Annotated in this window: 15 protein-coding genes and 1 pseudogene; 14 read left to right on the top strand and 2 right to left on the bottom strand. The window is 55.0% G+C overall.

Annotated elements, in window-relative coordinates:
• Positions 1–111: 111 nt before the first annotated feature.
• A complete protein-coding gene (gene pyrF / locus MKK04_RS06795; protein WP_063911652.1) occupies positions 112–813 on the bottom strand; it encodes an orotidine-5'-phosphate decarboxylase in 702 nt (233 codons plus the stop codon).
• A 181-nt stretch (positions 814–994) separates the two neighbouring features.
• On the opposite strand from pyrF, the gene MKK04_RS06790 reads away from it, so the two are divergent.
• Positions 995–1162, top strand: a complete 168-nt coding sequence (locus MKK04_RS06790; RefSeq protein WP_010952850.1) for a DUF2897 family protein — start codon at positions 995–997, stop codon at positions 1160–1162.
• Positions 1163–1350: 188 nt separating this feature from the next.
• Here MKK04_RS06790 and MKK04_RS06785 read toward each other — a convergent pair whose 3' ends face one another.
• On the bottom strand, positions 1351–1686 hold the full coding sequence (locus MKK04_RS06785; RefSeq protein WP_085590160.1) for a ComEA family DNA-binding protein: 336 nt from the start codon (positions 1684–1686) through the stop codon (positions 1351–1353).
• Positions 1687–2374: 688 nt separating this feature from the next.
• Here MKK04_RS06785 and wecB point away from each other — a divergent pair.
• From wecB to tnpC, 13 genes and pseudogenes are all read left to right on the top strand, one after another.
• Entirely contained in the window at positions 2375–3517 is a 1143-nt protein-coding gene (wecB, locus tag MKK04_RS06780) for a non-hydrolyzing UDP-N-acetylglucosamine 2-epimerase (protein WP_272493181.1), read from the top strand.
• Positions 3514–4776 carry a UDP-N-acetyl-D-mannosamine dehydrogenase gene (gene wecC, locus MKK04_RS06775; protein WP_233687190.1) on the top strand — a complete coding sequence of 421 codons (1263 nt, stop codon included), beginning with the start codon at positions 3514–3516 and terminating at the stop codon, positions 4774–4776. Before wecB ends, wecC begins: the two co-directional genes overlap by 4 nt.
• A gap of 13 nt (positions 4777–4789) precedes the next feature.
• The gene (locus MKK04_RS06770) at positions 4790–10714 is read left to right on the top strand and encodes a glycosyltransferase (protein ID WP_241106383.1); all 5925 of its coding nucleotides are present in this window, start codon (positions 4790–4792) and stop codon (positions 10712–10714) included.
• Positions 10715–10718: 4 nt separating this feature from the next.
• Positions 10719–12521, top strand: coding sequence for a DUF6270 domain-containing protein (locus MKK04_RS06765; RefSeq protein WP_233687192.1), 1803 nt, complete (start codon positions 10719–10721; stop codon positions 12519–12521).
• Positions 12522–12533: 12 nt separating this feature from the next.
• Positions 12534–12947 carry a hypothetical protein gene (locus MKK04_RS06760; protein WP_233687193.1) on the top strand — a complete coding sequence of 138 codons (414 nt, stop codon included), beginning with the start codon at positions 12534–12536 and terminating at the stop codon, positions 12945–12947.
• A 42-nt stretch (positions 12948–12989) separates the two neighbouring features.
• The gene (locus MKK04_RS06755; RefSeq protein WP_233687194.1) at positions 12990–14729 is read left to right on the top strand and encodes a hypothetical protein; all 1740 of its coding nucleotides are present in this window, start codon (positions 12990–12992) and stop codon (positions 14727–14729) included.
• A complete protein-coding gene (locus MKK04_RS06750; protein WP_233687195.1) occupies positions 14726–15961 on the top strand; it encodes a glycosyltransferase family 4 protein in 1236 nt (411 codons plus the stop codon). The genes MKK04_RS06755 and MKK04_RS06750 overlap by 4 nt, the downstream gene beginning before the upstream one ends.
• A 6-nt stretch (positions 15962–15967) precedes the next feature.
• Complete coding sequence (locus MKK04_RS06745; protein ID WP_241106382.1) at positions 15968–17185, top strand: glycosyltransferase family 4 protein; 1218 nt, start codon at positions 15968–15970, stop codon at positions 17183–17185.
• Positions 17186–17257: 72 nt separating this feature from the next.
• A complete protein-coding gene (locus MKK04_RS06740; protein WP_144171677.1) occupies positions 17258–17641 on the top strand; it encodes a hypothetical protein in 384 nt (127 codons plus the stop codon).
• 200 nt (positions 17642–17841) lie between these two features.
• Positions 17842–18819, top strand: coding sequence for a D-glucuronyl C5-epimerase family protein (locus tag MKK04_RS06735; RefSeq protein WP_241106381.1), 978 nt, complete (start codon positions 17842–17844; stop codon positions 18817–18819).
• A 476-nt stretch (positions 18820–19295) separates the two neighbouring features.
• Entirely contained in the window at positions 19296–20381 is a 1086-nt protein-coding gene (locus tag MKK04_RS06730) for a DUF6270 domain-containing protein (RefSeq protein ID WP_241106380.1), read from the top strand.
• 263 nt (positions 20382–20644) lie between these two features.
• A complete protein-coding gene (gene tnpB, locus MKK04_RS06725; RefSeq protein ID WP_241106379.1) occupies positions 20645–21004 on the top strand; it encodes an IS66 family insertion sequence element accessory protein TnpB in 360 nt (119 codons plus the stop codon).
• Between the two features lie 18 nt (positions 21005–21022).
• A pseudogene (tnpC, locus tag MKK04_RS06720) lies at positions 21023–22555 on the top strand (IS66 family transposase).
• Positions 22556–22714 lie beyond the last annotated feature (159 nt).

Genomic DNA, 22714 nt, shown 5'->3' with positions numbered 1-22714 from the left:
TTGTGGGAGCCGGCTTGCCGGCGATCACCGCCGAAGGCGGTGCCATTCGCGGAGCAGCCAAACAAAAAAGGCCAGCACTCTCATGCTGGCCTTTTCGATAACGCAGGCTACTTACCCACGAATTTCCGCCACCACCGCAGCCAGCGCCTGCGCCGGGTCGGCGGCCTGGCTGATCGGGCGGCCGATTACCAGGTAATCCGAACCCGCATCCAGTGCCTGGCGCGGGGTGAGGATACGGCGCTGGTCATCCTGCGCACTGCCCGCCGGGCGAATGCCCGGGGTCACCAGCTGCAGCGACGGGTGCGCCGCCTTCAGTGCCGGGGCCTCCAGCGCCGAGCACACCAAACCGTCCATGCCAGCCTTCTGAGCCAGCGCCGCCAGGCGCAACACCTGCTCTTGCGGGTCGACATCCAGGCCGATACCGGCCAGGTCTTCACGCTCCATGCTGGTCAGCACGGTCACACCAATCAGCAACGGCTGCGGGCCGCTGCGCTTGGCCAGCTCCTCGCGGCAAGCCGCCATCATGCGCAGGCCACCGGAGCAGTGCACGTTCACCATCCACACACCCATTTCGGCCGCAGCCCTCACCGCCATGGCAGTGGTGTTGGGGATGTCGTGGAACTTGAGGTCCAGGAACACTTCGAAGCCCTTGTCGCACAGGGTTTCGACAATGCCCGAAGCGCTGCTGGTGAACAGCTCCTTGCCAACCTTCACCCGGCACAGCGCAGGGTCAAGCTGGTCAGCCAGCTTCAGGGCGGCCTCACGGGTAGGGAAATCCAGGGCGACGATCAGGGGCGTCTGGCAGGCGGACATGGGCAGGGTCTCTTGGCAAGTCGAAAACGGCGCGCATTGTAAACGAAGTGGCGCAGGCTTTGGGGCCCGCGGGTCACGGAATTGGCCCAACAGTGGCTGGCTCCTATAATTGAACCTACGGAACGGGCAATTGCTCAACACTTGTACAAGCGCTGCCCATCACCAGCAAAGGAGAACGAAAATGCCCTGGTATGCCTGGCTGATACTCATCATAGCCCTCGGCTCAATCGTCGGCGGGCTGATGCTGCTGCGCGACACGGCCAAAAAACTGCCACTGACCGAAGAACAGCTGCGCAAGGTGCACGAACGCAATGCCGAGGCGGATGCCAAGGATGCGCAAGACCGCTAAAAGGTCAAAGTAAAGGGTTTAAGAGCCACCTTTTAAGGCAATATTTTGACGCACCGCAAAGTAAAAAATAACTTATTGTTTTATCAGGTATTTATTGGGGTGCTTTGCGCCCCTTGTCGAAGGGCTGCAAAGCAGCCCCAGGTTCCAGAAGGCAACCCCAAACCGACAGGCTCACCCTCCTCGCCCATTTACTCCACCATCACCTTGTCCCGGTTACGCTCCAGCAACGCATTGCCAATGCCCTTGATCTCCAGCAGTTCATCCACCGAAGCAAACGGCCCATTGGCCTCCCGGTAAGCCACGATGGCCTCGGCCTTGGCCTTCCCTATGCCGTTCAATTCCTTCTGCAACGTCAGCGCATCGGCGGTGTTCAGGTCCAGCCGCTGCGGCTGCTGGGCCTGCTGCTGGCTTACCACCGGCACCGGCTCGGGCACCGCCGTGGCGCTGGCCGGGGCGGCGCTGAGGGAAAAGGACAGGCTGGCGAACAGCGGCAGCAGCAGGTACGACAGAACGTTGTTACGCATGGTGAACACTCCTTGGGTTGGTCATTTTCCAGCAGCCGTTTTCCTTCGACTGCGCAATCAACCCTAGCGGTTCTGCCATTTTGTAAACAGGCACTTGGTCCAGTTAATCGTTACCGGATCCGACATTAAAAAAAGCAACTTCGCCCACCCAAAAATGATGGCTTTACGCCATATTCCAGGTTAACTTCATGAAACAAAGGAGATGGCAATTCGCCGCTAGGTAAATTCCCGTTTAATCTAGGTTTCATTCAGACCAATCGCAGTTGTTTTTCCTACAAGCCTTGCCGGACAAGGCTCCCACCCGTTCGTCGTATGCCTCAGTCGAATTGACTTTCTTGGCATGATGCCTGAATAACATCAAACAATCGTTTTTTTTGATGCAACTTTCGAAAATCGGATCCAATCAGCCGATAGATATAGCCAAATTCGCACAGCCAGGGAAAAAAACGTGCCAGACGGGATGTCATATTGATGACGAAGTGATAAATTTGCGGCCATTGGACAACCGCTATGCTTGAAGGATCCGAGCCAAAATGAATTTTTCTTCACCTCCCTCCGCCCCCCCGCTCGCTCTTGCGTGCGTAGCGCTACCCAGGCCAGCCCCCCGGCCGATCTGCGTAACCCTCCGCGCTCCGCACACGTAGCACCCGATCCAACCGCCTTCACTCACACACAGAAGACCGTCGCCGTGTCCCTCAAGACCCTCACTGTATTTGGCACCCGCCCAGAGGCCATCAAAATGGCCCCCCTGGCCCTCAACCTTGCCCAGGACGACCGTTTCGAGTCGCGCGTCTGCGTAACTGGCCAGCACCGCCAGATGCTCGACCAGGTACTGGAGCTGTTCGAGATCACGCCCGACTACGACTTGAACATCATGAAGCCCGGCCAGGACCTGACCGACGTGACCACTGCCATCCTGCAGGGTCTGAAGCCTGTGCTGGCCGAGTTCAAGCCCGACGTGGTGCTGGTGCACGGGGACACCGCGACAACCCTGGCTACCAGCCTGGCCGCCTACTACCAGCAGATTCCGATCGCCCACGTGGAAGCCGGCCTGCGCACTGGCAACCTTTATTCGCCATGGCCGGAAGAAGGCAACCGCCGCCTGACCGGCGCACTGGCCGCCCTGCACTTCGCGCCCACCTCCACTTCGCAGGACAACCTGCTGCGTGAAGGCATCGACGCCGCGACCATCCATACCACCGGCAACACCGTGATCGACGCGCTGCTGGAAGTGGTCCGCAAGCTGGAAAGCCCCGCGCTGAAGAGCCAGTTCGAAGAACAGTTCAGCTTCCTGAACCCGGAGCGCCGCATGGTGCTGGTCACCGGCCATCGCCGCGAAAACTTTGGTGGCGGCTTCGAACGCATCTGCCAGGCACTGGTACAAACCGCGCGCCAATTTCCTGACGTGGACATCGTGTACCCGGTACACCTCAACCCGAACGTGCGCGAACCGGTCAACCGCCTGCTGGCCGACGTCAACAACATTCACCTGATCGAGCCGCTGGACTACCTGCCGTTCGTCTACCTGATGACCCGTTCCTACCTGATCCTGACCGACTCCGGCGGCATCCAGGAAGAAGCACCTGCCCTGGGCAAACCGGTACTGGTCATGCGTGACACCACCGAGCGCCCGGAAGCCGTGGCCGCCGGCACCGTCAAACTGGTGGGTACCGATGTGGAATCGATCACCGAACACCTGGCGAAACTGCTCACCGACGATGCGACCTATCGCGAGATGAGCTTCGCCCACAACCCCTACGGCGATGGAAAAGCGTGCGCGCGAATCCTCGACGCACTTTCCGCCCTCTCTAACTCCAAGGACGCAGCATGAGCTTCAATAAAATTTCCGTCGTAGGCTTGGGCTATATCGGCCTGCCAACCGCCGCCGTTTTCGCCGCCCGCAAGAAGCATGTCATCGGCATCGACGTAAACAAGCATGCAGTCGACACCATCAACCGTGGTGAAATCCACATTGTCGAGCCTGAGCTGGACATGGTGGTACACGCTGCCGTAACCGAAGGTTTCCTGCGCGCTTCTACCGTTCCGGAAGCTGCCGATGCCTTCCTGATTGCCGTGCCGACCCCGTTCATGGATGACCACCAGCCGGACCTGAGCTACATCGAGTCCGCCAGCAAGGCCATCGCGCCCGTGCTGAAAAAGGGTGACCTGGTCATCCTGGAATCCACCTCCCCGGTCGGAGCTACCGAGCAGATGGCCTTCTGGCTGGCCCAGGCCCGCCCGGACCTGAGCTTCCCGCAAACCCACGGCGAAGACTCCGACATCCGCGTTGCCCACTGCCCTGAGCGTGTACTGCCAGGCCACGTGCTGCGCGAGCTGGTGGAAAACGACCGCATCATCGGCGGCATGACCAACAAGTGCTCCGAAGCAGCCGTACGCCTGTACCGCACCTTCGTTGAAGGCGAGTGCATCGTCACCAACGCCCGCACCGCAGAAATGTGCAAGCTGACCGAAAACAGCTTCCGTGACGTGAACATTGCCTTCGCCAACGAACTGTCGATCATCTGCGACAAGCTGGACATCGATGTGTGGGAGCTGATTCGCCTGGCCAACCACCACCCGCGCGTCAACATCCTGCAGCCAGGCCCAGGCGTCGGCGGCCACTGCATCGCCGTCGACCCATGGTTCATCGTCAGCCAGACCCCAGAGCAGGCGCGCCTGATCCGCACTGCCCGGGTGGTCAACGACAGCAAGCCCGAGTGGGTGATCGACAAGGTCAAGATGGCCCTGGCCAACTTCCTGATCAAGAACCCGGGCAAGTCGGCCCAGCAAGTGAAAATTGCCTGCTACGGCCTGGCCTTCAAGGCCGATATCGACGACCTGCGCGAAAGCCCGGCCCTGAGCATCGCCGAGCGCCTGGGCAATGAGCTGGAAGCCACCCTGCAACTGGTCGAACCGAACATCGAAACCTTGCCGCAGCGCTTGGCGCGCCACGAGCACGTGGACTTCGACTACGCGCAGGATAGCGCCGACATCCACGTACTGCTGGTGAAACACCGCGAATTCCGCGGTACCTTCAAGGTACGTGAAGCAGCATTCGTGATCGACGCCGCTGGCGTTACCCAGGCTTGATGAACCCAACCGCATGAACAACCCCACGCTTGAGAAACCTACCGTGAACACAGAGCAGCCCTCACCTTTGGCCGATATTCATGACCGCGTGATGGAAGCCTATTACGGCAAGCTGGGGGATCAGTTCATGCGGGAAACGCAGTCCCGCATCCACTGGATCTGCGCCCAGGTCAAAGGGCGCCGGATCCTGGATGTTGGCTGCTCGCAGGGCATCGTGCCCCTGCTGCTGGCACGTGAAGGCTGCCTGGTCACCGGCGTGGACACCAGCCCGCAAGCCATCGAAGAGGCCAAGGGCTACCTGTCTGCCGAACCGGTCCACATCCAGCAGAACGTCACGTATATCAATTCAGACTTCCTCGCGCTGGATACGCTCGAGGTCGAACCGGACACCGTTGTCATCAGCGAAGTGCTCGAGCACCTGGTACGCCCGGAGCTGTTCATCGAAAAGGCCCACGACCTGCTAAAGCGGGGTGGCCGACTGGTGATTACCGTACCGTTCGGGGTCAATGACTTCATTGACCACAAGCACACGTTCTACCTGATGGAACCGTTCCGGCTGCTGGCCGAGCACTTGCAGATCATCGACGTGAAGATGCTCGGCAAGTGGCTGGGCATCGTTGCAGTGAAGAGCGAAACGCACAAGCCGGGTGCTATCGACTCGCTGTCCATTGAACGGGTTCGCGAGCTGGAAAGGGCGTTCGAATCGGTCGAACGCAGCTTGCGTGAAAATATCGCTGCGATGAACAAGCGCCTGGAAGAGGCGAACAAGAAATACCGCACTGCTACTGAGCAAATCACGCTGCTCAGGCCAGAAGCGCAAAAAGTTGAAGCGCTTTCCAGGCAGTTGCAAACGCGCGAAGCGGATATCGCAACGCTGCAAAAAACCAACCGAGAAATCCTCGAGGCCAAGGCACAGCGTGTCCAGGAGATTGAGGAGACCACGCAGCGGCTGGTGGAAGCCAACAAAAAGTACCGTGTAGCGACTGAGCAGTATGGTCAACTGGAGCAGAAGTTAGCGGCGGTTGAAGAGGCTCGCGCAAAAGACCTGGTTGATGCGCAGCGGCAACTCGATGACCTGCAGAATCAGCACGCCAAAACGCAAAAGCAATTGACTGAGGCAATTGACGAAATACGTAGCTCGGCAGAAAAGCAACAGGTTCAGGATGAGCAGCTCAAGGCAGTTACCAAGCAACTGTCTCAGACACGGGAAACCAATGATGGCCATATCGCCACCATCACCGATCTGCGCGCCTATCAGGCAGCATTGACAGCCGAACACGAAAGCCAGCTGCAACAAACGGCCGACCTACTGCTCGATGCCCAACAGAACAACGCAGAGCATATCGACGCGATCACCGCGTTGCGAGCACAACAGGCTGCATTGCAAGCCGAACTGGCAAGCCAGGTGCAGGCAATGAGCGACTATCAAGCTCAGGCTCAACGCGCAGAGGCGGCCCATCTGCAGAACATCGCAGAGTTGCAGGCACAGAAAACGGCACTGGAATCCGACCTCGAACGCCACTTGCAGGCGACAAGCGAGCTTCAGGCCCAGGCTGACCAAGCCAACGCTGCCCACCTCGAAACCATCGCAGGATTGCACGAACAGTTGGCGACGATGGGTATCGAGTTGCAAGACCAGATTGAGGCAACGACCCGCCTGCAATCCCAAAGCAAGCAGGATATTGCTGAGAAAGACAACACGATTACCACGCTGCGCATGCGCCAAGCGGAACTGGAAGCCGAACTTGAAAGCGAGTTGGAGTATATGAACGAATTGCAGGCCCAAACCCAACGGGCCGACGCTGCTCAGGCAGAGACCATTGCCCTGTTGAAGGCACGTCAAGCTGAACTGGAGGCTGAGCTGACCAAGCAGCGGCAAGCCATGAACGAGCTGCAGCTTCAAAGCCAGCTGGCCAATGCAACTCAGGCTGACACGGTCGCACTGCTGCAAAGCCGGCAAGCTGAACTGGAAGTTCAGTTGCAGCTTATGAATGACGTTCAGGCACAAAGCCAGCGTGAGCATGCCGCCCAGGCAAACTCCATCAATGCCTTGGTTGAACAACGTACCCAGTTGGAAGACCAGCTGCAAAAGCTGACCTTTGCCAATACTGAAGCTGCAGAAGCGCGGGCGGCCCTTACAGAGACCATTGCGTCGCTCAACCAGGCCAAAGAGATGCTGGAAGAGCAATTGATGCTTGAAAGCGCCAGCCGTCAGGCAGCCGAAGCCAGCCTCGCTGCTACTAATCAAGAATGGCAAGGTTTACGCCAGCAACTTGAAACCGAGCTCAACTCGTCCAAGGCAGGGTTGGGTGCGGCAAACATGAAGTACCGCGCCCTGACCGGCGAACAAATCCCACAGCTAAAGGCCAGCCTCAATCAGTTGCTTGAACGCAGTGCCGCTCAGCAGCGCAAGATCGACGAGCTCAATGAAAACCTCGGGCGCGCCAATACACAGCGCCACCTGGCAGAGCAGCGCCTGGTCAAAACCCGTGCGAGCATGACCTATCAGCTTGGCTACCAGATCAAGAACAGCGCCACTTCGCTGGGCGGCCTGGTCAAGCTGCCAGTGCGCCTGCTGCGCCTGTACCGCAAAGCCAGCCAGCAACGCCAGCAAAACGAGCAGAAGCTGCTGGCCAACGAACCGCGCAAGGCGCTACTGCCGCCGGCACCGGTACAAGATGAAAACTACCTGAAGCTGCCGGCAGCCCTGCCGACCAGCGAGCAGAGCCGCACCACCCTGCTGCGTCAGGCGGACCAGCCTGTCAGCCGCCTGAAAGTGGCGTGCGTGATGGATGAGTTCACCTTCGGCTCCTATCGCTATGAATGTGACCTGATGCCGCTCACCCCAACCAACTGGAAAGCGGAAATCGAAGGCTTTGGCCCGGAATTGCTGTTCATCGAGTCCGCCTGGCGCGGCAAGGATGACCTATGGGGCAGCAAAGTCGGCCACAACGGCCAGGAGTTGCAGGACATTCTTGCCTGGTGCCGTCAGCACAAAGTTCCGACCGTATTCTGGAACAAGGAAGACCCGGTTCACTTCGAGACCTTCCTGACCACCGCCAAACAGTTCGACCACGTGTTCACCACCGATATCGACTGTATTCACCGCTATAAAGGAGCACTCGGTCACGACCGCGTCTACCTGCTGCCGTTCGCCTGCCAGCCTGCACTGCACAACCCGGTCGAGCTGTACGAACGCAAGGACGCCTTCTGCTTTGCCGGGGCCTACTACGTTCGTTACCCCGAGCGTACCCGCGACTTGGGCAACTTCGTCTGCGAGCTGCCGAAATTCCGCCCGCTGGAAATCTTCGACCGCAACTTCGGCAAGAACGATTCGAACTACCAGTTCCCAGAGGAATACCAGCCCTATATCGTCGGTACCCTGCCCTTCGAGAAGATTGACACGGCCTACAAGGGCTACCGCTATGCGATCAACCTGAACTCAATCAAGCAATCGCAATCGATGTTTGCCCGGCGCGTCTTCGAATTGCTCGGCTGCAACACCCTGACCGTGAGCAACTTCTCGCGCGGTGTACGCCTGCTGTTCGGCGACCTGGTCGTTACCACCGACAACGGCGAGGAAATGCTGCGCCGCCTGCAATTGTTGGCCGAAGACCCGCTGAACAGTGACAAGCTGCGGCTGGCAGCCCTGCGCAAAGTGATGCAGGAGCACACCTACACCCAGCGCCTGGAATATGTAATGAGCAAGGTCACCGGCACCCCGAGGGCCCAGCGCCTCCCGGAAATCGTAGTGATCGGTGAAGCCCAGGACCGCGAACAGTTCGACACGTTGCGCGCCCACCTGAACCGCCAGACCTATAGCCAGGTGCGTATGGTCATCATCAGCGATGCCTACCAGAGCAGTATCGTCAGCGATGATCCACGCATCTTGGTGCTCAAGCCAGCGCAGTTGAAAAAGACCTCGCTGGGCGAGCTGGTTGGCAATACACCATGGGTCGCGGCCTTTGTGCCTGGCGACTACTATGGCCCGAACTATCTGCTCGACCTGGCGCTGGCTACCCGCTACAGCCGCGCCCAGGTAGTCGGTAAAGCGGCCCACTTCACCTGCAAGGGCCACAATGCCGAACTGCAGTGGAACGAACAGGCCTATCGTCCGACCCAGACGCTGAGCGCCCGTCGTTCATTGGTTGCTACCGAAATCGTTTCCGGACAGCCGCTGCGCAATTGGCTTAAGAACCTGCCGTCGCTGCAGTACACCCATGCTCAAGGCCTGGCCATCGACCCGTTCAACTATTGCGAGAACGGCGCTGCACAGCATGAAAACATTAGCGCCAAGGTCGACGACCTCGAGCTGAACCTCGGCATGACCATCGACCAGTTGCAAGCACGCGCGGAGTCCATTGCCCCGCTGCAGATCAGCCACGACGCACCGGAGATCACCGGGCGCGGTTTGGCCGATATGTTTGGCGTCATCCGCAACAAGTTCGTTGACCTGGCCGTCGACGGCGATACCTGGCGCGTGCACTCAAAGCTCGCCGATGGCAAGCATGAATATATCTATGCCCAGCAGGAAGTCCGTGTGGATGAGTTGGGCTGCGAAGATGGCCGTCTTAAGCTGTTCGTTGACTGCACCCCTGGCCTGAACCTGCAGCTGGTCGTGCTGTTCCTGGATGCCGACAAGCAACGTATCAGTCATGTAATGCAGTATGCCAATCGCAACCAGACTGCCGACATTCCACCGGAGGCCGTCTACATTCGCTTCGGTCTGCGCGCCTATGCTGCCGGCAGCACAGAACTGAAGGCACTGGTCTTGGGGCACCGCAACCTGCAGCCATCTGAAATGATGGGCCGCGGCGAGCACTTGCTACTGACCAACCATTACCCGACCTACGCCGACCTGTACCGCAACAAGTTCGTGCACACTCGGGTCACGGCCTATCAGGAACGTGGGGTCAACGTAGACGTATTCCGGCTTCGACCGAACGAAACGGTCAGCTACCATGAGTTCCAGAACGTCGACGTGGTTACCGGCTGCACTTCGACCTTGACAAAGATGCTCGAGAAAAATCGCTACAAGTCGATCCTCGTGCACTTCCTTGATGAGCAGATGTGGAGCGCACTTCGTCCGTTCCTGAATAGCACGCGCATCACTGTCTGGGTACATGGTGCAGATATCCAGCCTTGGTGGCGTCGTGAGTTCAACTTCACCACCGAGGAGCAATTGCGCCTGGGCAAGCTCGCCAGCGAAAAACGCATGACGTTCTGGCGCGAACTGCTACAACCGATGCACTCGAACCTGAAACTGGTGTTCGTATCGCGCTACTTCGCGGAAGAAGTGATGGAAGACCTTGGATTCCGCCTACCGGAAGACCAGTTCGAGATCATTCATAACCCGATCAACACCGACTTGTTCGACCATCGCGAGAAGTCGGTCGAGCAACGCAAGAAAGTGCTGTCCATTCGTCCATATACCTCGAAGACCTATGCCAACGACCTGACCGTGAAAGCGATACAAAGCCTCGCGGGCAAATCCTGGTTCAACGACATGGAGTTCTGCCTGATCGGTGACGGCCCACTGTTTGAGGAAACCCTGGAACCGCTGCGCAAGTTCAGCAACGTCAAGATCCAGCAGGGCTTCCTCAACCACACGGAAATTGCCGATACGCACAAGGACTACGGCATCTTCCTTTGCCCGAGCCGCATGGACACCCAGGGGGTATCCCGCGACGAAGCCATGTCGTCAGGCCTGGTGCCGGTCACTACGGCTGTAGCCGCCGTTCCCGAGTTTGTCGACAACACCTCCGGCTACGTGGTCGAACCAGAAAACTACGAGCAACTGGCTCAAGCGATTGAGGAGATGTACCTCAATGGCAATACCTTCGTGGAAAAATCCAAGGCTGCGGCCAATCGAGTTCGCGGGCAAAGCGCCAGCTACAAGATGGCAGAGCGGGAAATCGCAGTGATTCAGAACCATTGAAGATATGTTGAAATCCGCTTTGAAGCACTTTGTTTTCACCAATTTTGGTATCGGCATCAAGGATGAACTGTGGCTGTCCTACAGGCTGGAGATCTTTGCCAACACCGTTCTCCCATCCTTGGCCAACCAAAGTAATCAAGGCTTCGAGTGGATCATCTTCATTGATGAAGCATTACCGGTCCTGCACCGCACGCGCCTTGAGCAGTTGCTGCGCGACACCGACCTGAATGCTCGCACGCTTCAGGTCAGCGACTACAGCATGGTCAGCCGCGAAGTCATGCTTCTGCTCAAGGGGGTCAATGCGGCGACACTGGTCACGTCACGCATTGACGACGATGACTGTATCCATGAAAGCGTCATCGACCTGATTCAGTCCGAGGCCACCTCCGAGCACAATATCTCGGAGGTGTTATTGATCTCGCTGAAGAATGGCCTGGAATTTCTGCCTTCGGACCAATGCTATCGCCCAGTGGATTACGACACGCTGGCTCTGGCGCTGACGATGGTCGACAAAACCAGTGGCCCCAAGACACATGCGATTACCCAGTATGCGCATCATCTTGTCGTCACCACCCTGGAGCAGCAGCAGATCCCTGCCGAGCACATTCACCTCAAACGTGAAGAGCCACTGTACCTCTATACCAAGCATCCACTTAGCGATTCCTATTTCTTTGGCGCTCGGGCGCGCATACTTGGCACCCCCGAAAGCGTCAAAGGTTTCGACCCAGCCCTGTTTGCACGGTTTGGCCTGCAACAACCACGGCTCGACTACCTGAGCCAACTACTCAGGCAATCGCCGCTGGGCATGCCTCACAAGTACCTAGAGAAACTCAACAACGTACGCCAACAACTCAAGGCTGAGCAGAAGAACATTGACGGCCCCGATACAGAGGTGGTGAACAGCCTCTTGTCACAGAAGGCCAGGCTTGAAATAAAGGCATCGCGGCCGAACCCCGTCAAAACGGGGTCAGGCAAGATACGCGTCGCAATTCTTGGCTCAAGCGCTTCCCATAATCTGTTCAAGTTCCAGAAAAAGACGCTGGAGCGCTTTGAGGTGTGTTTCTACATGTCTCAATCGTCGGTGATTTCCTACATGGCGCCGCCATGTCTCGATGCACGGTTCAGCGTTGAAACAGAAGGCGCAGAGGCCAAGCGCGTTAAGTGGGATGCTTCGAAAGAGCATTGGCAACAGCTCGAACTATCTCGCCCCGACATCGTCATTGTGGACTTCTTTGACGAGAGCATTGGCATTGCCACATTTGGGACCTCGATCGTGACGGCCAGCCCGATGATGCTCAAGACGTTGGCTAAATGCGGTATCGAATACACCGTGCAAGCCCCTTGGAGTGAACAGGCAAAGCAGCTGCGCGCCTGGGCCCTGCCCATGTTCCTGGATCGCGTGGCCAGCCTGTGCCCGAACATTTTTGTGCATCAGGCCAACTGGGCGAGCCAGTACAAGAGCAAAGAGGTCGTTGCCAGCTTCGCTGGCAGCACATTCCAGGGCCTGATCGATCTGAACAATGCAATCATCGACCCGATGCTGGACAGTCTGGAAGACTCGACAGTCCCGGTAGAGCGAATTGGTGGCAAGGATGCCGGGCTGATAGCCGGTGGCGCCCCGCGTTGGGCCTATTGCCCCTATCACTATGACAGTTCGTATTACAGAACCATTGCCAAACAAGCCTTAGCGAAGATGGTGCAATACGTCTCGAAAAACGAGCACAAGTGGGCATTCTGCCCCTATTACTACCATGGCACCTACTACAGCACCGTTGCCAGGCAGTTGCTGGCACGGATCATCAATTGAAGTGACCACACCATGAAGCCATACGTTTTCATTATCGCGCTGCTGGCAATGCTGACCGGTTGCGAACAGCCACCTGCAGCCGATGTAATTACAGATGTAAAGCCTGCCAATGCCCTGCATCTGAGTGACTCCACTTACGTGCTACTCAGAGGGACGCATCAGAAATCGCACAGGAAACCCAACAATGCGGGCTTCCTGAGCATGCATGAATTCGTTTACTCCGGTGTGGATAAAATAGCCGAAAATGACGTATACGCGGTACTGAAAGCCAATGGCTACACCCGCAAGATCATCGTCAATGACGCCAATCAGTTCAAGGTACAGTATTACAAAAAGTCTGTACCTCCGATTGGCGCAATTTTCACCACACAAAACAAGGATGACGGTTACGAAACTCTCGCCAGTATTTATTGGCAGGAAAAGTGATGGAAACAAGCACGAAATTTGCACATACGCTTGCGGTTTGATATGAAACTTCAACAGCAGATCAAAGCGACTACCGGTTGGTGCATTTCCCTGGGCGTAAAATTCGTCCGGGTTGTACCCATTATTACGCTTTTGGTCCAAATCAGCACTTTAGCGAGCCAGATATTTCTTCTCTTGGCGTTCTTCCTGCCACTCAAAGTCATCATTCTGCTGGGCTCGGAAAGAATACCTGCCTATTTCCCGTCCGTTTTGCATACGCTTGAAAAGGATCATCTGATCTATTCACTGACCGCAGCGGCAGCGCTTTGCTACATCGCCTACCTGTTATCAGAACTGGCCAGCGCGCTGCTTTGTCGCAACGGCACGCAAAAGCTTCTGGCACGCACGTCGAAGCTGAACCTGTTCGAGAATCAGGAAAAGATTGCCACCAATGCTTACTCGCGCTTCAATCGTGCCATGGCCGGCGCAGCTTTCTTCAGCCTGAGCGCGCTCGCATTATTGTATGTGTACCCAAGCTTGCTGCTCGCGATTCTTGTTTACCTGGTCATTGCCAGCAGCGTTAGCGTCCTGGCCTACAACCACATCAGAAGAGTCCGCGAAAGCTTTCATCATCATTACGGCCCGATTCTCAACGCCCTGGCCGCAACCGGCTTTCTCCTGAGCTTTTTCTTCCTAGTTACCGACTTCCTATATTACCAGCACAGCAAGATTTTCAATGCAGTGATTGCCGTGCTGATTATGCGCCAAGGGCTGCAGAGGCTGTCCAGCATGATCCTGGACGTGATCGGCCTGCGTATTCAGCATCGACAAGTCAACGCATTGTTCTATCAATCCCAGCCTCTTATCGAGCTTCGACCTCAGAGTAACGGCCTGGAATACATTCTGGATGCCGAGAACAGGGAAAAGTGGGTCAAGGCACTGCTTGATAAACTGGGCCTGGAAGCAGCCGACGGCTACAAGATGCATTGGCACCAGGTCGGCTTTGCCGATATTTACGCGTTCACCCTGCAACTGGAACAGCAGGACGACACCGGTACACTGCTGGTCAAAGTATTTGGCAGCAACATTTCGTCTTCCGCCTTGCAGGAGCGCACGCTGCTGACTACGCAACATGGCCTTCCAGACCTGCCATTCGTTGGTCACTATCGAGTGAACGACATTGACTGCCATGTCTACAAGTTTGACGGCGCTGAAAAGCTGATCGGCGGCCGGAAAATTGGCGAAGGCATTCTTGCGATCGCACGAAAACTGCTGCTGCTCGAGCCCTCTGCAGAGCTGATCACGCAGTTTACGCGTACACGCCTGTACCTTGAGCAGCGCCTGGATGAAACCACAATCAACGCGTTGCGCCTGGCCTGCATCAACGAGGAGGACACAAGTAATGTCGATAATATCATCGACAACTTGCCTGCCATCAACGGCTATCTCGCCACGCTTCCCCGCCAGATCGTACCGCTGGACATCACCAACAACACGCTTCTGGCTTCACCTGCTACCGGCTTTGTGCTCAGCCACTGGAGCAATTGGCGAATCGAAGCAATTGGCTGCAGCTGGCCTGTTGCCCAGAAGGATGCACTGTTTGAAACACTGCGCAGCGCAGATCAACGCCAGGCGCTGGCGTCGATCGACCCTCATAAAGTGTGGTTGGCCGCACTGATGTACATGCTGGAAAGACATATCGTGCGAAAAGACTATTCGGCGGCCCTTGCATTGACACCCGACATCGTTAATTGCATTGAAATTTTTGATACACCTGCAGCTGCAGAGGTGGCGACGCAATGACAAAAGTCTCAATGATCGTCTGGAATGAGTTCCTGAATGACGCGCGCGTAATGAAGGAAGCGCAAACGCTGCAACGTGCAGGCTACAAGGTGAGGGTGTTTGCGCTACATACGCCAGGCGTTACCCAGGAGCACACTGTACTGCAGGACGGCATTGAAGTTGTGCGCGTAGCCCGGTCCCCCCTGTGGAAACTGCGAAAGAAAAATATACCGGTTACCGCCAAGGCCACTGTCGAGGCAGCCAAACCTGCCTCGATCAAACCCAGCCTCAAGATGCTGGTATTCAGAGCCATCGCGCGCGGCTGGACCCACTTTGCCCTGCTACTCAAGATGCTTGAGTACCGTGCTCCGGTGGTTCATTCACATGATGTAAATACCCTGCCGACCGCCTGGCTGGCTGCAAAACTGTCGCGAGCCAAGCTGGTATATGACGCACATGAAATAAGTACCAGCCGCGAAGGTTACAAGAGCTTGAGAAAAGTGGTGGGGTTCGTCGAAAAATGGCTGATGCCGTCTGCCAATGGCACCATCACCACCACCGACGCACGCGCCAAATACTTCGCCAGAGCCTACGGCGTGGAGCGGCCACTGGTACTGCAAAACCGCCCAAGACTTGTCGAGAGCCCGCGCTCCAACAAGATCAGGGATGAACTGGGACTGCTTGAACCATGGCCGATCGTGGTGTACCAGGGTGGCTTGCAACAAGGGCGTGGTCTGGAAAAGCTGATCCGCTGCGCACAGCATGTGCCTGATTGCTTCTTCGTGTTGATAGGCGGTGGCAGGCTGGCTCAGCCGCTCATGGCATTGGCACATGAACTGAATATTCAACATAAAGTTCACTTCATACCGACAGTGGCATTGGCAGAATTGCCGGCCTATACAGCATCCGCCGACATTGGTGTACAGCCAATCGAGAACACCTGCCTAAATCATTACACGACGGATTCAAACAAGCTCTTCGAATATGTGATCGCCGGGTTGCCGGTGGTGGCCACTGACTTTCCAGAAATCCGTAAAATTGTCAGAGCCAATGAAATCGGTTTGCTGGTACCTGGGAATGACGAGCGGGCGTTAAGCGACACCCTAATCAAGTTGCTTGGCGATTGCGAGCTTCGTGAACGCTTTGCACACAATGCAAAAAATACCGCACGGAATTTGAATTGGGAAACACAGGAAAAGAGCCTAATCGATCTTTATGAACGGGTGTTGTTTGCCCCGATTCAAGCAAGGTAACCGGCCGTGAAAACTCGCATTCTCTTTTTAAGCTTTTACTATCCACCGGACTTGTCGGCAGGATCTTTCCGTGCGGAAGCTCTGGTAAACGCGCTTCTGGATAATGTTAGCGACCACGTGGAAATCGATGTCATCACCACTCAGCCCAATCGATATCACACCTTCAAGGCCACCGCACCCAGCTATGAACGGTTTTCCAATCTCACTGTTCAGCGTCTTGCAGTACCTTCACACAAAAGTGGTTTCGTTGACCAGGCTTTTTCTTTCGGCAGTTTTGCCATGCAAGTGTGCAAGGTAGCCAGAAACAAGCAATATGACTTGATCTTCGCCACCTCGTCACGTCTGATGACCGCTTCGCTAGGAGCCTATATCTCCAAAAGAACAGGGACCAAGCTATACCTGGACATCAGAGACATTTTTGTCGACACCTTGCAAGGGGTGCTGCCTCCGGCACTTGGAAGAATAGCGTCTGCAATCTTTTCATCGGTAGAAGCTACCACCATCCGGCAAGCCGCCAAAGTGAATCTTATTTCACCCGGATTCACACCCTATTTCAAAAAACGCTACCCGGAAAAAGCCTTCACCTTCTACACGAACGGAATCGATGAACTGTTCCTGACACCGCTCCCAGGGACATTTGCAACGCAAAGCCTTCCCGCAACACCACGCAAACTAAAAATTGTATATGCAGGGAACATAGGTGCAGGCCAAGGTTTACATCTGATCGTGCCGCAACTGGCCAAACGCCTGGAAAAGGAAGTGGATTTCCACATCATTGGATCTGGCGGTGCTGCTGAGCGGCTTAAAAAAGCGCTTGAAAACGAAAAGGTGAGCAATGTTTACCTGGCTCAGCCAATGAAGCGCGACGCCCTACTTAAACTCTATCGTGAAGCTGATGTTCTGTTTTTGCACCTGAATGACATGAAGGCGTTCCGTCGCGTGCTACCATCCAAACTGTTCGAGTACGCAGCGACTGAAAAACCAATATTGGCCGGTCTGTCGGGCTACCCAGGCCGCTTTGCCAGCACCCGAATTCAGAATGCAGCCGTTTTCAATCCATGCGATATCGAGGACGCAATAAGATCCTTCAGAAGCCTGGAGTTTCGCCAGACTACCCGAAATGAATTCATACAAAAGTATTCACGAAAAGCTATCAAAAGGAGGATGGCCTTCGACTTGCTCAAAACCTCACCCAAGCATGCGGAGTTCAAGCAAACGGAATAGCAACCCGCTGCCAAGCTTGGTAAAATCCGAAATTACGTCTCAACACTAACAACCCTAGGTTTATAGTTCAAAATGAAAAAAATCACCTGCGTTGCCGTTTTGTCCTGCCTGCTCGCTTTGGGCGGCTGCAATGAGGAAAAAGGCGTTGATATTCAACTCCCCTCGGGCGAGAAACTGACCCTTGAGGGCAGCATCACCAAGAACACCAGCAAACCTATTGAAAACGGTACATTCAAGAGCTATGAGGTTCAGTACACGCTCGCACAAGATGCTACAAAAGCAAAATTTGACGAGCACTTCCGCACCTTGGGTTATGCTGTTTCCGAACAGACAAACGTAGCGTCGACAACGCTGAAGGTTCATTACGTCAAGAAAAACTCGCCAACCATTGGCGTTCTGATTAATGACAAGAATCCAGCCGTAGTCAGCATTTACTGGCAAGAAAAACAGCAATAACCAGCATCCTCTGAGCGATTCTGGACCAGCTTGCAATCTTGATACTCCCACTACGAATAGTTTCGTTGTGGGGGTATATTTTTCCAGCCACCTGACGCTTCCACAGACCAGATAATACTACGACCCGAACCTACATCGCGGATATGTAAGAACACCAGAATTTCACTGGCCGTTAGACATTGGGCGCAGGATAGAGACCCATGAAGATTCATTACGAAGCATTGACAAACGACTGGTTCGACAGGGCGATGAGCACCGGCCCAAACAGAACCGACTGGCAGCCCAAGCATCATCTTGATCTATTCAGGTCATGGCCGGAAAAATACGTCACCGACTACCACCAGCCATTCAATCCATTCGCTTTCGCCATCAATGCATGCGCGCTAGATGCTTCATCCAGGAAACACGGCTTATCAAAAGCCATGCGCGATCAAATCGATTATCTTGATCTGGCGGCTAGCATCTATACCGAAACAATAGAGGATCACGCCTACATAAGAAATGATTTTGCATTCCCTATGTACTGGGCAACAATGCAGAAACCTTTCTATGGCGCCTTCATGAACGCCTATACAGCATATGGGTACATGCGACTTTACGAGACAACCAAAGATGAAAAGTACCTGAGCAAGGCCTTCAGACTAATCCGCACCATCACATCCAAAGACATAACAATTAAACTATCGGAAGAGGACTCGCAAGGCGATCTTTGGCTTTATGAATATGTTTTCACGCCTCAAAAAAACGAAATTGAGTACCTGAAAAAACTTGGCACCGAAATGCAGGAAAATGGAAACATGCGTTTTCGTGTCTACAATGGCCACATAGGCGCAATCATTACACTCATGAAATACCGTAAGCTTACAGGCCTGAGCTTTGTCGACAAAACCATCGAGCAATCTTTACTCACGATGTCGAAGAACTTGAGAAAGCAGATATTTGAGAATAAGTATTTCTCCTATTCCATTGAAGCCGTAGCACTTCCAGATTATGGCCAAACGAGAGCTGTGCACTTGGCAAAACAGATTGCCGAGGCGACCGACGACGAAGCACTGAAGGCAACCGCCAAAATTTTTGAGGAGTTCTATATAACATCCATCAAAGACTGCGAGGGGGATACCTACCTGACGGGAAGAAAGGCTGCCCTCGAATTCTATAGCCCGTTAAAGAAAGCCTAGCATTGGCTGTAGCACATTAGCGCCTGCCATGAGTCTCTCGATAGCTGCAATGCTGAAACTTCCGCTTAAGCCCTTTCATTCCGCCTAAGCAAGGTGTGCAGGCGCGGAGCTTGCCCAAGCTCCATTTATGTGACGAAGATCACAAAATTCCTCATTTTGAGCACACCCTGTCTTGCAATGGTCCTGCGCACATGATCGCTCAGCGACACCTTCAAGCCAAAAAAGTTCATATATCTAGCGATTCTTATTGGATCCATTTCGGCGCATATTCATGGTAATCCCTGAACGAAGGGGCCAAGAAATCCGCACGTTGCATTCCTGAATCCGTCTATGGATAATGATTCTTCAGTTACACCTAGCACCCAAGGCTTCCTTTGCAGCCGGGACGCTTGGTGACTGGATCCAAGGAGCGGCCTGGCGGAGCGGGATGCGTACCCACTTATATAAATCAAAAGTATAGAAGGCTGAAGTAAACTGTGCTCAAGAACTTAATGATTTACGGTAGCTGTGTATCTAGAGATATATTCAACCTAGAGGAAAACCGGAACTTTAAGTTAACGGCTTACTTCGCACGCTCCTCAATGGCCTCGCTGTGTAGCGGCCCTTACGAAAATGAAGAAGCGCTCAATCGCATACCTTCAGCGTTTCGGCGACGCATGGTTGCGTACGATTTTTCCAAGCAAATACTCACTGAGACGGAAATCCTAAGCAGTGCCGATGTGATATTGATAGATCTGATCGATGAAAGATTCGATTTGGTCGCCCTACCAACTGGGCATATTATCACTAACTCAAGCGAACTTGCTGAGAGTGGTTTGCTGGCGGACAGTTCCGTCAGTGGATACCGACTGATCAAGCACGCTTCGAAAGAGCGTCGTGAACTGTGGCTTCAAGGAATGCAAAAATTCCTGAACCTGTTGGAATCGCATGGCAAGCTAAACTCCGTAGTCATCAATAAAGTCTACTGGGCTAGCCAGTTTGAACACTCGAGTGATACAGAATTCCCGGTAACCCTTGCAGCCACCGAGAAAGCCAACCAAGAACTAGATTGGATGTACAATGAGCTCGAGAAAAAGCTCGGAAAAGACCAGTTCCTGCAGTTCTCACCCGATATTTTGACTGCGGACGAAACGCACCGCTGGGGTATATCCCCCTTCCATTATAGCGAGCGCTATTATAAAGAAGCTTTGGCTTTACTGAGCACAGAAACAGCCTCCGATAAGCACACAAAACCGATAAGCAAAGAATCATTGGCAAACGCTTCGCCACTCGTTTCCGACGGTGCCAAGGTCACTGTTGCCGCTTACAAAACCAAGAGCGATGTCTTCGCGCACTGCTCACTTGTTGTGGATGGAAAAATACACGAAAGTGGCAAATTTGCATTTTACCTACTCATTGACGGCAATCGTCATGCTGCACGCTGGTATGAAACCTCACAGTCCGCGCGCTTCCCGATCCCCGAGACTGCAGGGGAAATCACCGTTGTGGCTTTCTATCAAGACCCAAAAGAAGAAAAAGTCTCCGCTCAATGCATCGCAAAAGATCTAGAACGCTCTGAATAATAGCCAAGAGTCAGGCCGATCATATCACGGTATTTGGTCGGCTTAAGCCTTGACATAGGCTACCGCCCCCCGATCAATTCGCCAAGAATTCTGCCTAACAGGATTTTCAGGCGAGCAGCACCGCAACCGCGATCTCCCAAGGGACGCGGAGGCACAAGCCCCGGTATGGTGTTCAAAAGTAAGCGCTCCATGAACCCCACATTCAAAGCGCTTACCTGATCCCTGATGCTGTGCTCCCGATTTCTTTCTGGAGCTCGCCGACCATGCTGCGACCCAACGCCAAAGTCGAAAAAGTGTACCTCTACCCCAAGTCCGTCGACTTTCGAAAATCCATCGATGGCCTGGCCGCGCTGGTTGAACTCGATATCAAGGTGGCGGTGTTCGACCCGGTGCTTTTCGTCTTCCTCAACAAACCGCGCAACCGCGTGAAGATCCTGTATTGGGAGCGCAACGGCTTTTGCCTCTGGCTCAAGCGCTTGGAGTCCGAACATTTCAAAACCTCGCCGGATGTCACTGACGAAGTCATTGTCCTGACCGTCCAGGAACTGAACTGGCTACTCGATGGCTTCGACCTCTGGCGTAACCGTCCGCATCAGGTTTTGACGCCTCGATACGTCGCCTGATTCGGTATAATCCGCGGCATGATTTCCATGCCCGAAGACCTCCCTGACGATCCTGTTCTGCTCAAGCAACTGCTTGAGCAGATGATCAACGAGCGCGCGTCCGACAAGGGCAAGATCGTTCATCTCGAAGAGGAAGTTGCGCTGTTGCGCCAGCGCCTGTTCGAGCGCAAGACCGAGCAGACAGGCGATGCGGCGACGCCATAGTTGCCGCTCTTCGACGAAGCGGAAAGCCTGGCCGACCCCTTGGATGAGGCCGGCGACGAAGAAGTCGTTGCACCGACCAAGCGCCGTGGCAATCGCAAACCGCTGCCGGCCGATTTGCCGCGTATCGAAGTTGTCCACGAACTGCCCGAGCATGAACTGATTTGCGCTTGCGGCTGCCGCAAACATGCCATCGGTGAAGAAGTCAGAGAACAGCTTGAAATCGTCCCGATGCAGATTCGTGTCATCAAGCATGTTCGCAAGGTGTACGGTTGCCGCGATTGCGAATCAGCGCCCGTCACGGCGGACAAACCCGCCCAGGTGATCGAGAAAAGCATGGCCAGCCCGAGTGTGCTGGCCATGCTGCTGACCACCAAATACGTAGACGGCCTACCGCTTCATCGCTTTGAAAAAGTGCTGGGGCGCCACGGTATCGATATCTCGCGCCAAACGTTGGCACGCTGGGTGATTCAGTGCAGCGAACACTTTCAGCCGTTGCTGAATCTGATTCGCGAAAGCCTGTTGAGCAGTCGAATCATCCACTGTGATGAAACACGTGTACAGGTGTTGAAAGAGCCGGGTAGTGAGCCCAGCAACCAATCTTGGATGTGGGTACAAACCGGTGGCCCACCTGATCGGCCGGTGATCCTTTTCGACTACGCCACCAGCCGAGCGCAGGAGGTGCCGATGCGCCTGCTGGACGGCTATCGCGGCTATGTCATGACCGACGACCACGCCGGTTACAACACGCTGGCCGCACAGGACGGAGTGGAGCGATTGGGCTGCTGGGCGCACATGCGCCGCAAGTTCGTCGAGGCGCAGAAAGTGCAGCCCAAGGGTAAAACCGGGCGCTTAGATATCGCTCTGAATTTGATCAACAAGCTGTATGGCATCGAGCGCGACCTTAAGGGCAGCAGCGATGAAGATCGCAAGCTGGCCCGCCAAGCGCGAAGCCAACCGGTGCTGGCCCAGTTGAGAACCTGGACAGAGAAAACGCAGCCCCAGGTCACGAGCCAGAATGCATTGGGTAAAGCTATCGGCTATCTGGCCAGCAACTGGAGCAAGTTAGAGCGCTACGTCGAGCATGGTGAGTTGCCGATCGACAATAACGCCTCCGAGCGTGGGATCCGTCCGTTTGTCATTGGCAGAAAGAATTGGTTGTTCAGTGACACGCCCAAAGGCGCGACGGCCAGTGCGCAACTTTACAGCTTGGTTGAGACGGCCAAAGCCAACGGCAAAGAGCCTTATGCGTGGCTGCGCCACGCACTGGAACGCTTGCCGCTGGCGTCCTCAGTGGAAGACTATGAAGCGCTGCTGCCGTGGAATTGCACGCCTAAAATACATAGCTGAGTGCTCTGCCCATCGCAGGTCAGGTGGAGCCTTGAAGAACAAGAGCGGAGTAACGGCCATAGAATACGACGATAGGCTGATTGAAGACGCAGTGCTTGCCCTGTTGGCAGCCTAAAGCTCCGACAAAGGTAACGCGTGGAAAGGATTCGACTTCGAGAT

Source organism: Pseudomonas sp. LS.1a (assembly GCF_022533585.1).
In the GTDB taxonomy this organism is placed as follows: domain Bacteria; phylum Pseudomonadota; class Gammaproteobacteria; order Pseudomonadales; family Pseudomonadaceae; genus Aquipseudomonas.
Note: the sequence above shows the minus strand (reverse complement) of the source record. Positions and strands in the feature narration are given on the sequence as shown.